This window comes from Pirellulaceae bacterium (genome assembly GCA_029243025.1).
Classification (GTDB): Bacteria; Planctomycetota; Planctomycetia; order Pirellulales; family Pirellulaceae.
In genome coordinates this window covers 24,337-39,710 of sequence record JAQWSU010000027.1, presented here as the reverse complement: position 1 = coordinate 39,710, position 15,374 = coordinate 24,337, and the positions used below count along the sequence as shown (strand labels likewise).

At 51.9% G+C, this 15,374-nt stretch carries 10 protein-coding genes; 3 read left to right on the top strand and 7 right to left on the bottom strand.

Annotation, left to right across the window (positions count from 1 at the left end; all coding sequences use genetic code 11):
- The first annotated feature begins 236 nt into the window (after positions 1-236).
- Together typA and P8N76_12075 are read left to right on the top strand one after the other, a co-directional pair.
- The gene (gene typA, locus P8N76_12080) at positions 237-2,057 is read left to right on the top strand and encodes a translational GTPase TypA (protein ID MDG2382399.1); all 1,821 of its coding nucleotides are present in this window, start codon (positions 237-239) and stop codon (positions 2,055-2,057) included.
- Between the two features lie 248 nt (positions 2,058-2,305).
- A complete protein-coding gene (locus P8N76_12075; GenBank protein ID MDG2382398.1) occupies positions 2,306-2,731 on the top strand; it encodes an NUDIX domain-containing protein in 426 nt (141 codons plus the stop codon).
- On the opposite strand, the gene P8N76_12070 is transcribed toward P8N76_12075, so the two are convergent.
- Positions 2,721-3,788 (bottom strand): ABC transporter ATP-binding protein, encoded by a 1,068-nt coding sequence (locus tag P8N76_12070; GenBank protein ID MDG2382397.1) that lies wholly within the window; start codon positions 3,786-3,788, stop codon positions 2,721-2,723. The genes P8N76_12075 and P8N76_12070 overlap by 11 nt on opposite strands.
- 911 nt (positions 3,789-4,699) lie before the next feature.
- On the opposite strand from P8N76_12070, the gene P8N76_12065 reads away from it, so the two are divergent.
- Positions 4,700-7,114 (top strand): fatty acid cis/trans isomerase, encoded by a 2,415-nt coding sequence (locus P8N76_12065; protein MDG2382396.1) that lies wholly within the window; start codon positions 4,700-4,702, stop codon positions 7,112-7,114.
- A gap of 310 nt (positions 7,115-7,424) precedes the next feature.
- On the opposite strand, the gene P8N76_12060 is transcribed toward P8N76_12065, so the two are convergent.
- The 6 genes from P8N76_12060 to leuC form a co-directional block, all read right to left on the bottom strand.
- A complete protein-coding gene (locus P8N76_12060; GenBank protein ID MDG2382395.1) occupies positions 7,425-7,874 on the bottom strand; it encodes a hypothetical protein in 450 nt (149 codons plus the stop codon).
- 104 nt (positions 7,875-7,978) lie between these two features.
- Positions 7,979-10,759, bottom strand: a complete 2,781-nt coding sequence (locus P8N76_12055) for a M1 family aminopeptidase (GenBank protein MDG2382394.1) — start codon at positions 10,757-10,759, stop codon at positions 7,979-7,981.
- Positions 10,760-11,025: 266 nt separating this feature from the next.
- On the bottom strand, positions 11,026-11,949 hold the full coding sequence (locus P8N76_12050) for a CAAX prenyl protease-related protein (protein ID MDG2382393.1): 924 nt from the start codon (positions 11,947-11,949) through the stop codon (positions 11,026-11,028).
- 128 nt (positions 11,950-12,077) lie between these two features.
- Positions 12,078-13,124, bottom strand: a complete 1,047-nt coding sequence (locus P8N76_12045) for a hypothetical protein (GenBank protein ID MDG2382392.1) — start codon at positions 13,122-13,124, stop codon at positions 12,078-12,080.
- Between the two features lie 43 nt (positions 13,125-13,167).
- A complete protein-coding gene (gene leuD, locus P8N76_12040) occupies positions 13,168-13,761 on the bottom strand; it encodes a 3-isopropylmalate dehydratase small subunit (GenBank protein ID MDG2382391.1) in 594 nt (197 codons plus the stop codon).
- A gap of 37 nt (positions 13,762-13,798) precedes the next feature.
- Positions 13,799-15,214 (bottom strand): 3-isopropylmalate dehydratase large subunit, encoded by a 1,416-nt coding sequence (gene leuC, locus P8N76_12035; protein ID MDG2382390.1) that lies wholly within the window; start codon positions 15,212-15,214, stop codon positions 13,799-13,801.
- Between the last annotated feature and the right edge of the window lie 160 nt (positions 15,215-15,374).

Here is a 15,374-nt window from a genome sequence, read left to right as displayed (position 1 = left end):
ATCATAGCCTAGAGCCATGATCAACAAAATCAGAGCCGATCCGGGCAGCCTGGCCGATATTTCGAGTTTCGGGAATGATACACAGATGGTAGACTCTGTTGTTCTCACCTAGGGCACCGCGGTCTCGCTCGGTTGGTGCAAGAAACAAAACCTCTAAATTGTTCTTTTTTCGTCGCTTTATGATCTTTTCACATTGCGCGATCCCCGAGCAACCCGAAGCAGTTCAGGATAATCTTGTGTCGAAACGCCGTAACGATTTGCGAAACATAGTGATCATCGCCCATGTCGACCACGGGAAAACGTCTTTGGTTGATTGCTTGCTGCGACAAAGCGGTGAATTCCGCGACAGCCAGTTGCAAGGCGAGCGTATCCTCGACTCGAACGATCTCGAGCGAGAGCGTGGCATCACGATTTTGGCAAAGAACATTGCGATTCCCTACCAGGGGATCAAGATCAATGTGATTGACACTCCCGGCCACGCGGACTTCGGGGGCGAGGTGGAGCGAGTGCTACAGATGGCCGACGGTGCCGTGCTGCTGATTGACGCAGCTGAAGGCCCCATGCCTCAGACACGGTTTGTTCTTTCGAAAGCCCTGGAATGCAATCTTAAACCGATTGTTGTCGTTAACAAAATTGATCGACCAGATGCTCGGCCGCACGAAGTGGTTGATGAAACACTCGACCTACTGATTGATTTGGGCGCCGATGACGACATTGCCGACTTCCCACACATATTTGCCAGCGCCAAAGACGGCTACGCGACGGATGACCCCGAGGTCCGTACGGACTCCATGAAGCTTTTGCTGGACATGGTAATCCGTGAGATCGATGGTCCCGAAATCCAGCGTGACGACCCGATGCAGATGCTAGTGACGACCATCGATTGGTCCGAATATGTGGGTCGTATCGCGATTGGTCGAATTCGTTCGGGTGAAATCCGCAAAGGACAGAATGTGGCCCTCATGCAGCACTCCAATCAGGTTGTGCAAACAAAAGTCTCCCAGGTGTATGTTTTCGAAAACTTGGGAAAAACGGAAGTGGAGGTCGCCGAAGCCGGTGACGTGGCTGCGGTTGTTGGTCTCGACAACGTGGAAATCGGAGACACGGTAAGTGATGTCGAAACACTCCAAGCCCTGCCACGTTTGAAAGTTGATGAACCAACGCTTCAAATGGTTTTTTCCATCAACACATCTCCCTTTGCCGGCCGAGACGGGAAGTACGTCACGACCCGTCAACTGCGCGATCGCCTTAACCGTGAGCTGGAAAAAAATGTTGCGTTACAAGTCGAACCAATTGAGGGATCGGATTCTTTCGCCGTCCGTGGCCGCGGCATCCTACACCTGTCAGTATTGATCGAAACCATGCGTCGTGAGGGATACGAATTGGCTGTTGGTAAGCCACGCGTAATTCTGCGAGAAAACGAAGGTCGTCGCGAGGAGCCTTTTGAGACGCTCATCATTGAGGTTCCCGATGACAAATTAGGCCCCGTGATGGAATTGACGGGAGAGCGACGAGGTGAAGTTATCGAGATGATGCCGCGGGGTGCCTACACCCAAGTCAACTTTCGCATCCCAGCCCGTGGCTTGATCGGACTTCGGACTCGCCTGCTCAACGCCACCCAAGGTACGGCGATCATTCACCACCGATTCGAAAGCTATCGCCCCATGGAAGGTGATATTCCACGAAGGCCAAATGGTGTACTCATTTCTGCTATTGCAGGTAAAGCCGTGGCGTACGGTCTGGATGGACTCCAGGAACGAGCTGAACTCTTTGTCGCACCGGGTGACGAAGTGTATGAGGGGATGATTGTCGGTGAAAACAGTCGCTCGGGTGACATGACCGTCAATCCGACCAAAGAGAAGAAACTCACCAATATTCGCGCCGCTGGATCCGATGATAATATCCTGCTGAAACCCCCACGTGTCTTATCGCTGGAAGCGGCCCTTGAGTACATCGAGGATGATGAATTGGTCGAAATCACACCCAACTTTGTTCGCCTCCGAAAACTGACTCTGAAGGAATCGGATAGGCGTCGTGAAGCACGTAAACGGGCGTAACAGATTCTTGCGATTCGTAAGGCAAACATTCGGCCCTTGCCAACAGCATGATCGCGGATAACCATTCCTGCCCCTGAACAAAATCCGACAAACGTTTGGCGACGCGGCTTTTTTGCCAACACAGAATGATATCCGACTGGTGGTTGAGGCAAATGCTTGTCCTTTGCCACGAGTCACCATTCACGACGCGTTGACGAATCAACGGCGAGCGTTTTCCCAACTTTCAATTCGCGCCGGACGATTTCCGCATGCTGACTTCTGCTGGCACGCTGTTGTATCGACTCACCGAAAACACCTGGGAAGTGTTGTTGGTTCATCCTTCCGGTACTTACAACCGACGCGCCGCATGGAGTATCCCTAAGGGCTTGCTGGACGAAGGCGAATCATTGGAAGCGGCCGCTCGCCGAGAAACATTTGAGGAAACCGGCGTCTTACCGGGGCATTTGATCCCGTTGGGTTCGATTCAATATCGGAGCAAGCGAAAACAAGTACATTGTTTTCTCGAACATGTCGATCAATCGTGCGCTCCCACCTGTGCTTCCTGGGAGGTTGACCAGGTTGAGTTTGTTTCGCTGAAGACGGCCTACCGATTACTTCATGTTGATCAGATTCCATTTCTGGATCGTTTGGTGACGAAACTCGCGACCTTCCCCCCCGAAGCTATTACTGATTGACATTTTCGAGCCGAGACTGCTCGCTGTCACCATCAAATAGATGTATCGCTTCGGTCGGAAACGCCAATCGGACTTGCTCCCCGACTTCGCAATCCGTTGCGCCATCCAAAATCACCCACGATTGTCCGAGCACATCAACATACACAAGTCGGTCCCGCCCGAGAAACTCGATGCGTTTTATTTGTCCCGGGACTCCCTGACTTGGGTCTCGAACAATGGTGAGATCCTCCGGACGGACCCCGAGCACTACCGAGCCCTGATGAGAGAGTCCCCTTATCGGCAAAGTTGCGTCTTGCGATTGAAAGTGTTGCTTGGCAAGCTCCCCCGCGAGAAAATTCATTGGCGGATCTCCAATGAATTCTGCCACAAAACGATTGATCGGTTTTTGATAGATAATCTCCGGTGTATCGATTTGCTGAATTACGCCAGCTCGCATTACGACCAATCGGTCGCCCATCCGCATCGCCTCTCGATGATCATGAGTCACATAGATCATCGTGGCCTCACTGCGTTGTCGCAAATCGATCAATTCGCTCCGCGCCTGTTCCCGTAAAGATGGATCTAGATGGGAGAACGGTTCGTCGAACAAGCAGACATTCGGATGCCGTACAATCGCTCGCCCCAAAGCTACCCGTTGCCGTTGACCTCCGGATAGCTGGTGGGGCAACCGCGTCAACAGCGGCTCCAGTCCCAAACGTTCAACAACTTCGGCAATCAACCGACGTCGCTCTGCAGACGGAATTCGCCTCATCCGCAAACCGAAGCTGAGATTTTCCTGCACGGAACGATGCGGATACAGCGTATCGTCCTGAAAAACCATCGCGACATTTCGATCGGCCGCAGGCGTCATTGTCATCACCTCGCCACCAATCACCACTTCACCCCGCGTTGGTATTTCGAGTCCCGCAATGATGCGCAACGCCGTGGTTTTACCACTTCCGGATGGCCCAACAATGACGAGACACTCACGATCAAGTACCGAGAATCCCACATCGCGCAACGCGATCACTTCATTTGGATAAACCTTCGACACATTTTGAAGACGTACTTCCGACATTTGCACACCCGCCGACATTTGCGAAACCGACGCGTCCAAGCACCATCCCACATCACCAAGCCTTCGCTTACTATGCGTGCGGTCAGCGCAGTCGTCAACCCGACCAGCTTTTCCAGCTTGCCAAAGCTGCCCTCGATGGACTCCCAAAACACCAGACTGCGGGTTGCTAATTTTCTGGCCCTCGGCCCCGCTTTTTTAACACACCTCATGCGGATCAAGAGGAACCGATTCAATGAAAACAGAGCCGCCCCGTTCAGTACCCCACCCTTCAAAACCCGAACAGTAACGAGACGCTTGGAACGTTGCAATTTTTTCCGCGATGGCGTGAAACATACCGTTGCGGAATGAAAAGAGGCTTCTCTGGCGGCACGGTTTATTCGCCAAACTGGGTCATCAGGATCAAGCCAACGTACTTTCCAGGAGGCTGTTTCCGACAATGCGGTTGTCTGGCTTCGTTGCGCCGATCATGACATAGACCCTCGCGCTCGGCAAAGACGACCTTCCCGATACGCTAAGATGAATTGGTCGCAGCCGGAATGCGGCTCAACGTCGGTGGGCTCCACGCGCTCGGTGGAACGGTGGCCAAACGCGAAGTGGCACCGTCGCTGGAGCCCTTCCGGCCCGGGTTCAGGTCTCTCTCCAGAGGTCTTCTTTCTCGTGGTTCAAACAGGCCTCATAAAAGAAGCCGATTCTTCGGCCGAGGAAGGCTTTTTCGTGACCCGCCTTTTCTATCCCGCTCGAGGTACTTCTTCTGGCACTCTCGGGGGGGTTCACGATCCGTGAGGGCATCTGGCAGGCTCTAAATACAATTGCTAGTCTAGACTAGACTGGGGCTGCGCCTGATCCATCGGCTGTACTACTGGAATCCGCTACTTTCGCGAGCGACTTTTTGCGTCAGAGAGTTCACCTGCATGAAATCAAAATTAAAAATCGCTGTAAGTTTGATTGGTTTGACAGTCCTGGTGGCCATTCTTTGCGTGGTGGTTGTGTTCTGGGAAGTGATCGACAGTAGAACCAGCTGGAAGCCCTTTGTCTTTCACCAACCCAGTTATCCGGAAAAAACTGGTTTTGACGAAGGCTTTTATCTCAACCAAGTCCAACCCATTCTTGATCGACGCTGTATTGCCTGCCACGGATGTCTTGATTCCCCATGCCTGCTCAAAATGACGTCCTATGAGGGGGTCCTTCGCGGTGGATTGGCTAAAAACCCAGACGCCAGCCACCTGTTTGCTGAGTCTCCGATTCGACTCAACGACGCACCATCGCTCAGTGCCTGGCGGAAACGCGGCTTTTGCACCGTCATTGACCAGGAAGATCCACCAGAGCAACGTCCCGGCCGTTCCGTTCTTTTTCGCATGCTAGCAGCGGGTGCCACGAATAACCAACCCGGCTTTCCACTCTCGCCGCTCGAGAAGGTTTACAATCAGGTAGACGCTCACGTTTGCCCTTGTTCGCAAAACATCGACGACTATCTGGCCCAACGGCCCGCGGCCGGGATGCCGTTTGGTTTTCCGGCGATCAGCCAGCAAGAACTCGAGGTGTTCTCCCGCTGGATTATCGCAGGCGCTCCAGGCCCTTCAGCGGGTGAAATGGCGCGCAAGAAAGCATCTGCACATCCTGAGGTGATTCGCCAGTGGGAGGCATTTTTAAACCAGGAAGATCAGCGGTCCCCGCTGGTCAGCCGTTACATCTACGAACACGTTTTTCTTGCCACCTTGACGTTTGCAGAGGCGCCCGGCGAATTTTACCGACTTGTACGTTCCGTCACTCCCCCCGTCCCCCCCAACAATTTCAACGGCCAGTCTGATTCGAATCAGTCGCCCATTCAGGAAATCATTACGGCTCGCCCGTTTGATTCACCCTACCTTGATGGTGTCGATAAGTTCTACTATCGGCTTCAAAAAGTCACATCCTCATGTGTACAAAAATCATTTTTTGTGTGGTCGTTAAACGACCAAGCGCGGGCACGTCTCGACGAACTCTTTTACAAAACTGCGTGGCCTGACAATAAAAATACCAACCCAGGATACAGTTCTCATAATCCGTTTCTCGTCTTCGAGGCCATTCCGACTCGCAGCCGGTCTTTGTTCTTACTCGAAAACTCCAAGCTGATCGCCAGCGGAATGATCCGTGGGCCAGTCTGTGTTGGAAACATTGCGACCTATGCAATCAAGGACTACTTTTGGGTCTTTTTTGTGGACCCCGATTCTGATCCGTCCGTCAAGTTTCCAGAACTAGGGCTCAAATCATGGAACGACTTTATGAGCTACGAGATTTGGAAAGACGCCGCCTACGAAAACGCGTACGCAAAAACCCTTGACAGCTATAAACCCAAGGGCTACTCCATTTCGGATATCTGGGACGGGGAAAAGACAAACAAGAATGCATGGCTAACCATTCTGCGTAACGAAACCAACGCAACGGTCATGCACGGCCGTAAAGGAGGAACGCCGGCTACCTTCTGGTTGATGGATTACAGCGGGTTTGAGCGTCTGTACTACTCGCTCGTGGCGGACTACACCTACTGGGGTAGTGTAGAAGAAAAACTTGCAACCTGGGAATTTATGGGATACCTCCGGCAGGAATTTGAAGATAATTTTCTCCGTCTTTTACCAGAGAAAGACCGCAAAGCATATCGCCTCAAATGGACCAAGGGCCTGGGACAAGAATTATTATTCACCATGCCGTTTCCGGGAGAGGCGGCGAAAACGGCAGTCGCCGTTGATGCCCGCGATCCGCTGTCGGGGGCGCTAACCCAGCTGCAACGACACCTCACCGAAAAAGTGAGCGGTCCGCCTGACCTGATCAACGCAGTCCGCAAAACCGATATTTCTCTTAAGGAACCCCTGAAAACGACTTCGGACTGGGTGGCCGCTGCAAATCGGCTGACGATGAAAACTCATCAAAACTTTACGCAGTATCTCCCCAGTGTGACCTTCTTGCGGCTCGATTTCCCGGACCATTCGGAAGTCTACACGTTGATTGCAAACCGATCCTACGCATTCAACGATGTTGTCTTTGACGAAAATGGAGCCCGTCAACCAGAACTCGATACGCTCAGTATCTACCATGGACTGGTTGGCGATTTCCCCAACCTACTAGTGAGAATCCCGGTCGGCAGCGCCTCGGACCTGCTCAGCGACCTGCATGCTGTCGCGAGTGACAAACAATGGGAAAGCTGGCGGCAAAACTATGGAACCCTCCGCAACAGTGCCGAGTTCTGGCCGCTGTTCGACTGGTTTACAGACTGGAATTTTCAGAATCGAATTCCTGCCGCCGGTCATTTCGATCTTCGCTACTACAGCCTGCTCGGTTCCGAATATTAACTCAATTTTCTCGTGCACTTTTAGAGCGTGACACGACAGACGTTCACAACTCCGGCAAATGGAGCCTGAGTTGCATCTTCCAAGGGAAGCGTCGGCCGAGGCGCGAGCTGGAAGATCAGCAAGAGTGACAATATGACCACGCAAATGGCACCTAACAGCGGGACCCTAATACCGCGGAGGCGCAAATTGCCTTTGCAAACGAGTGAGAGCACCGCTTTGACTGAAAGGGCGAAGGTGCAAAAGGGTTCAAGCGGGGTACACAAGACGAACGCGTTTCAAGTTTCGGAAATCGGGGCACCGCAATAGAATTTCACTCGCGCGAAATCCTGGCTTCTATTGCCTCCAGTAACCGCTGAGGCTCATCGGTACCAATCCGTGCAATTCGATGGTCTCGAAGCTCAATTTCAACCGCCCCGAACCCCGAAACATTGTAAAGCCATCCGCCCGAAAACCGCCGAATCCCCCAGCCCAAATACCATGGATTGCAAACCACTCGCGCTGTCCGAACTTGATCTATCTGGAATGTTTTCCGAATCAATCCAACACCAAACCTGAGACCAATCTGTTCGTTCGTCACTCGCACCGTCAAAGAATGAAAGGTGGCAAGGGACATCAACAAGAAAACTGAAGCTCCGGCGTGAATCCAGCGGGCATTGTCCGCCGGGGCAAGCAGCCAGCCCTGAAGCCCAATGAACAACATCGCCGCCGCCAGCGCACCGCGAATTACCACCCCAGGCTGCGAATGTTCGTAGTCATCCATTTCCGGCCAACTCCCAGGCTTGCAGGCCAGTACGTTTTGTACAGGGGCACACGTGGGGCAGGAATCCAGATTCCCCCTGACTTAACCTCACTCCGAAGCACGCCTCATTCGGCATCCGCAGGATCAGCTTGCTGCGACCCCTGTTCTTTCTCAGCGTTTGCTTTCTCAGCGTTTGCTTTCTCAGCGTTTGCTTTCTCAGCGTTTGCTTTCTCAGCGTTTGCTTTCTCAGCGTTTGCTTTCTCAGCGTTTGCTTTCTCAGCGTTGACAGCCGCATCCCGACTCTCAAGCTTCGACTTAAATTCATCGAATTCAGTCCGCAGTTCTTCCGACTTCTTTTTCATTTCGGTTAACTGTTTCCGCAATTCAACCACTTCCGAAGGTGCCGAAGGCTTGGTCTCTTGCAACTGTTTGAGTGCCGACTCGGCAGCGGACGTCACTCGACTGGAAGGCCCATCTTTGACAACCATTGTTTCCAAAACAGTTTGTGCCCTCGGATCTCGCAAATGCCCAAGTGCTCGGATCGCGCCGATCCTCACCTTCTCCTTCGGATGAACGACAAAGGGCTTAATCAACTCAAGCTCAGTGCTTCGATCCTCTTCGTTTTGGCTTGTCTTCGCGAGTGCCTGTAAGGCGGCGGTCAGTACGCGAGTTTGCAACTCATCACCACGCGATTGGATCAATTCAATCAAGGCAAAACGGTGCTTCGGATCTCGCTGCATCTCGATCGCTGAAATCGCTGCTCCCATCAATTCGTCTCGAAAAGATTTCGATTTCAGATTTTCGATGAGCAATTGCCGGGATTCATCGGTACTGTAACGTCCAAGTGATCTAATGGCGGCAACTTGAATGGCCGGATTCTGCTCCTGCTCGAGCAGTTCCTGAAGCAGTTCCAAAGTCTCGGATCGATAGAACTTGCCAAGCTGTTCAACCACTTTCAAGCGAACACGAGCATCCGGCTGGTCGATGGATTTCTTCAAGGCTTGATAGGCACGGTCATCGTGAATCTTCCCAAGCGCCACGGCCGCTGCAATTCGCACTCCAAAGAAACCATCCTGATTCAATGTTGTTTGCAACTCTTCCACAGATTTCTGAGTTTTGCGAGCCCCCAAAGCTTCCACCGCCAACAATCGTCCCATCATGTCAGCTCTATTTTTCAATTGAGCCATCAACTGATCGTCGGACTTTTTAAAGTCCACGGAAGCTAAAACACTGTATTCGGGATCAAAGCGAACGATCGATGGCTGTCCCGGCAACGGCACGAAAAAGTCTTCCTTCTTTTGGCTTACCTGAATAGGAAAATCAATCACCTCGTCACCCACAACAAAGCGCAACGAAGTTGGGAATTCAAATAACAAGAAATGGTCGTCCACAGCTTGGGTCTGTTCGACGGTAACTTTCGCAAGACGATCACCGGACAACCAACGATAGCTGATTTTCAGATTTGGACTGCCTGCATGATACACCCATTGGTCGAAGAAGCGATCAAAGGTTCGTCCCGACAGACGTTCAAAGCTTTTCCGAAGGTCATCGGAAACGACACTCTGCAATTCATTGCGGGAAATGTAATCACGAATGCATTGCCGGTAGAGATCCGGACCCAACTGCGAGCGAAGCATGTGCAGAACCCAACTGCCTTTTGGATAAGCACGAAAGTCGAATTGCTCTTGCGCATTCTTGTAACCCTTAAAGACGATCGGGCGTTTATCCTTACTGCGTGGCAATACACTCCCTTTTGCATCGTTATACAACCCGTAAAGCATCGCATCGTGGCCATATTTATGGCCCTCATAGAGATGGGTGTAATAAGTAGCAAAGCCTTCGTTAAGCCAAAGTTGACTCCAATCCTTACAAGTCAACAAATCACCGAACCATTGATGAGCTAATTCATGAGCGTCAAGGCGTCGCGACTGTCGGATATTCTCTGTCGCCTCGCTGAAAATAGTGCGATGCGTCAATGTCGTTAAGGTGGTATTTTCCATACCCCCCGCGACGAAATCAAGAATCGTCACCTGATCGTATTTCTCCCAAGGAAAGGGCACGCCGATCTCACTCTCGAAAAACTTCATGATCCCAGCCGTATCACGAAACGAATTTACTGCGTGTTCAAAGAGACTTGGCTGGACATAGAACCCAAGCGGTATACCCCGATGCTGCTTCTCCAATTTTTTCAAATGCCCCGCAACGAGACAGATGAGATAATTGACGTGCGGTTTTTCCTGCAGCCAATGCACTCGTTTCAAGCCCGACTCATCAATCGATTCGGAAATGCGACGCCCATTCGAAAGAACCGTCATGTCAGTCGGAACATGACAAATCACTTCCGTTGAAGAACGTTCATTAGGATAGTCAAAACAGGGAAACCAGAATTGAGCCTCATGAGCCTCACCCTGAGTCCACACATGTGTGTCTGTCTCAGGGTAGCCCATTTCGGGCGTACGAAAGTACAGCCCACGAGTCGGTTCTGCCGAGTGATCGATATGCACAATCGCTTCCTTGCCAACTGGAATTGGATTGGCAAAACGAATGAGCAAATGCCGCCCCGTATTCGTTGTTTCAGCAACTGCATCTTCGGAACGAACTTCCCCGATCGTCAGGTCATAAGCATTCAGCTTTAGTTCTTCCAAAGGCTTTGAAATTGGCATGAATCGCAGCGTGGTGGTGCCGGATACCGTCTGTTGCTGAAAATCAGGAACCACATCCAGCTTGATGTGCTTAATGTCAACTTGGCGATCTGGGGCGTACTGCAAACCTCCCTTGTGCAGATCAATCGCGAAGGCAGAGCTGTGATCGTGAAAACGACAAATTCGCTCTTTTTCTTCCGCAAAGGCAGTCACACCGAGTAAACCAAGCAGCACGAAAGACAAGATAGACTTCAGGGCGTTCATCAACTGTTTCTCTCATTTCCGGGCGGAATCGGGTGGGGCAGGAGGGTATCTCGGACTGAAAATAATCCCAGTCTCGAGTAGCAATCAATGCGTCAGGGCGCGTCGATCCCATTGTGTACGTAAATACCCTGACGAAAGTCTACCACCTGGACACTTAAGAAAAAGTGACAAAACAGCTTGTTTGTCGCCCCACCGGCAGCCAAACAGCTGCCGACGCACCAAAGGGTTAAGCTAGAGACCGCGTCTTGGTCGAGGAAATCAATGATCTACCAGAGATACCAAGCTTCAAACTTGAAGATATAGATCCCCAGCAAGAGATTCGTAATCGAATGAGCGATCACACAGTCCCAAATGCTGCCTGTGCGTTTGTAGAGCCAGGTCACCATCGAGAACCAAACTAGTGCGGAAAGGGGTTCGGTCATATGAGCAAAAACGCCGTACAGGGTGGGAACGGCCCAGATCCACGGTTTTTGGGTTTGCCCCAGCGGCAGTTCGTCCCAGTCGGGATCTTCCACATACCGCATCAAGAAACCTCGGACGAAAAACTCCTCGGTAATCGGCACGACGAGTACGAGTCCGAAAAAACGAATCGCAATGAACTGCCACATCCAAGTGGGATCACCCTTCAACTCCTTGAGGGGTTCAAAAGCTTCCCGCGGGGGAATTAATCCGAACATCCAATCGCTTAAATGAAGAAAATTCCTGTCAAGTTCTGCAAGGGCTATCCAAACAACAACCCCTACAACTCCAACCACGAATGAGAGAAAGCTAATGCGAAAAGGTGCTCGAAAATAGCCCCAACCAAAAATCAACATCAACAACGTCGTCCCGGCGATCGTCGCTATGTAGGTGTAGGGGTAGGCGTTCTTATTGAGCGGCAGCACACCAAGGAATTTCCCATCGGGATCAATATTTTTCTCGAGTTCAGCGAGCGGTATTTCTTCCGTCGGAAAGTCACTTCCTTCATGATGCAAATCATCAAGTGTTCCTCGAATCTTACTTTCACGAAGGTTTTCAACGTAGCCGCCCATCATCGAACCGAACAAATAGAAGATAAAGGGCACGGCGACGATCCAAAACGCGAATTTCCCAAACACACGTGGACCGCGTGGGCGAGATGCATCTTGAGTGTCGGAGGCTTCCGACGGTTGATCGTCTGTTTTTTTAGATGGCTGTGATTCGTCAGTCATGACAACAATTGAAGGAGGGGATTTTGATTAATAAAATGAGGGCTCTGACATACTTACGCTAACACAAAAAAAGAAGGCTGTCAGACAGGTCGCGTTTTATTCAGTATTTTCAGGTTGTATCGAATACATCAAAGACCTGGAGCAAAGGTTAGTAGTTTCCCTTGAGGGAGGTCATTCTCCGGCACAGCTCCGAGGATCGTCACGTAAGTGGATCCATTTCCTGCCAGCGTTATTGCCGTTGGATACTGCAACGAGGCCAGTTTGACTGGTCGGACACTCGGCTTGCCGTCGACCATTGCCGCATCGAGACGAAATAAGCCTCCTTCGGTCGGCTGTTCCCAGGCTAGATCTAATGCATAAAGTTGAGCCTTATTGCTGGGCGGCAACAAGGCGCCGTAGGACAAGGCGACGATATCCCGCAGTCCCGTCTCCACGCTCAACAACCGTTCTCCGTTGGTAGGTCGAAAGAAACTGAGCCGACTGTCCGCCTCTTGCCCCAACTGCCCCATCAGACCAACTACGACTGCATTCCGCGGGCTGATAACGATACCAGCAGGCCGGCCCTTCGCCCCGGCTTGATTCGCCAGAGGGAAATAGTTCAGAGGGCCATACGACTTGGGATCGGTGGGATTCTGCTGTTCACGAATCGCTACTTTCACCAAGCCACCACGCTTCTGTGCTCCGGTACCGGTTGCAAAAATGGCTGACTCCGTCGCCACAATACCGTAAAACTCACCCAATGGGAGATTTGACTTCGCATCAGCAGCGGGCTTTAGCTTGAGCAAGTCGGTAGCGTTGAGCGCTGGTTCGCCCGTTTGCGGAACGGATGCCACGTAGATCACATCCTGTCCGGGTGGCTGCCCCGCACCGCCGATCAACAAGGTCTTGCTGTCCAAAAACGTGAGTCCGATGGGGCCTGCTTTGAACCGAAATCCATTTTCAAGTTCTCGCAAGGGAAAGCCGACGACAACCTCCTCCAGCTTGCCGTCGACAAACCGAACCACACGACCTTTGCCACTTTCCGCAACAAACACGTGGTCAGTTTGCGACTGAACAGCAACCCCACAGGGCTGATCGAGTCCCTCGAAAAGGATCTCGGGCTTCAATTCTTCGGCGAACGACGGTCGAAGCACCGCAACAACGCACCAGAACAAACATATTCGCATCTGGACCATAGTTGCATTTCCCGGGTCGAATCGTAATACCAAGTTGAACCGACTAAGCGATACCGTGATCAGCTTCGTACTGGGTGATAAGTTTTTCGCTTTGGAGCGTCATCGCAATGTCATCCAACCCCTCCAACATACGTTGTCGTCGGGCGTTGTCGACTTCAAAATCAACGCACATTCCATCGGAATCGACCACTTGAAGATTCTCGAGACTGACGGTGAGATGGTAGTCTTCCTTGGCTGCAACACGATCAAAGATGTCACTAATGACATCTTCATCTAACACCACAGGTAGCACACCGTTTTTGAAACAGTTATTGAAGAAGATGTCAGCAAAGCTGGGCGCAAGCACGACGCGAAACCCATAATCTTCCAGTGCCCACACAGCATGCTCACGACTGGATCCGGAGCCGAAATTTCTCCGAGCGACAAGAATACTCGCACCCGAAAATTCTTTGCGATTCAGTTCGAACTCAGGATTTTCCTGGCCATCATCGTCAAATCGCCAATCCCAAAACAAAAACTGTCCAAACCCAGTTCTCTCGATCCGTTTGAGAAACTGTTTCGGGATAATCTGATCCGTATCGACGTTCGCCCGGTCCATCGTAGCGACACGTCCCTTATGCATTATGAACGGTTCCATGAAATCACCTTCAATCACTTATCGATCTTATTTGCCATTATTTGAATTCCCACTCTCTCACATCGACAAAATGGCCGCTCACTGCGGCGGCGGCGGCCATCGCAGGTGAGCAGAGGTGGGTGCGTCCGCCTTTTCCTTGTCGACCTTCAAAATTCCGGTTGCTCGTCGAGGCGCAACGTTCGCCGGCTATCAATTTGTCAGGATTCATCGCGAGGCACATGCTACAACCGGCGTCCCGCCAATCGAAACCGGCCGCGGTAAAGACTTTGTCGAGCCCCTCTTCCTCAGCCTGTCTCTTCACCTGGCCGCTACCGGGCACCACCATTGCATCGACCTTTCCGGATACACGATGCCCCCGCACGACCGCTGCCGCCGCCCGCAGATCTTCGATGCGAGCGTTCGTGCAGGACCCAATGAAGACCCGGTCAACCCCGAGTTCCGTCATCGGTTTTCCTGCCTGTATTCCCATGTAGTCTAAAGCCCTTTGAGCAGTTTTTTGTTCAATTTCCTCGCTGTGCAAACTGGGATCAGGAATGGGATCAACGACCGGAATCACTTGCCCCGGATTCGTCCCCCACGTCACTTGCGGGGCGATATCCTCCGCCGCATATGCCTGACTCCGGTCATAGACTGCCCCTTGATCGGATGGTAAATCTCGCCACTCAGCGACTGCCCGTTCAAAATCCACTCCCTTCGGTACGAACTCACGCCCCTCAAGGTATTCATAAGTCGTGTCATCGGGTGCGATCATTCCAGCTCGAGCACCTGCTTCGATCGACATATTACAGACGGTCATGCGTTCCTCCATGCTCAGCGACTGAATCGCTGAACCGGTGTACTCCAGCACGTAACCGGTGCCTCCGGACGTCGAGATCTGCCCAATCAGATACAAAATCAGATCCTTGGCAGTCACACCGGCTCCCAACTCGCCATCAACTCGCAACTCAAATGTCTTCGGAGTTGATTGCAAAAGTGTTTGCGTCGCCAAAACATGCTCGACTTCGCTCGTGCCGATCCCAAAAGCCAGCGCGCCAAACGCACCGTGCGTGGCGGTATGACTATCGCCACAAACAATCGTCATCCCCGGTTGTGTCAGGCCCAACTCGGGCCCGATGATGTGAACAATGCCTTGCTTGTTATCGTTTAAGTCGTAGAGCTTAATGCCGAATTCACGGCAATTTGCTCGCAATGTATCCACTTGTTGTCGCGAAATGGGATCCGCAATCGGCAAATGCCGGTCCGAAGTTGGAATGTTGTGGTCGGGGGTAGCAACAGTGCATTCGGGCCGACGAACTTTTCGACCGGCCGTGCGGAGTCCCTCAAATGCCTGGGGACTCGTCACTTCATGCACGAGTTGTAAATCGACATAGAGAATCGTTTGCTGACCTTGTTCCGCATGAACAACATGCTTATCCCAAACCTTTTGGAACATCGTGCGAGGCGCCGTACTCATCGCCAACTAGATCCCTTCTTGTTTAGACCAACGAACGTCAATCGGTGACTGTAAGATCCGGCCCAATTGACCGGTGACTTTCCGCCCCGTTGTAGCATGGCGTTCTTTTCTACCAAATGGAATCCGTCATTATATCGACTAATGCCAGCTCTGCGAGACT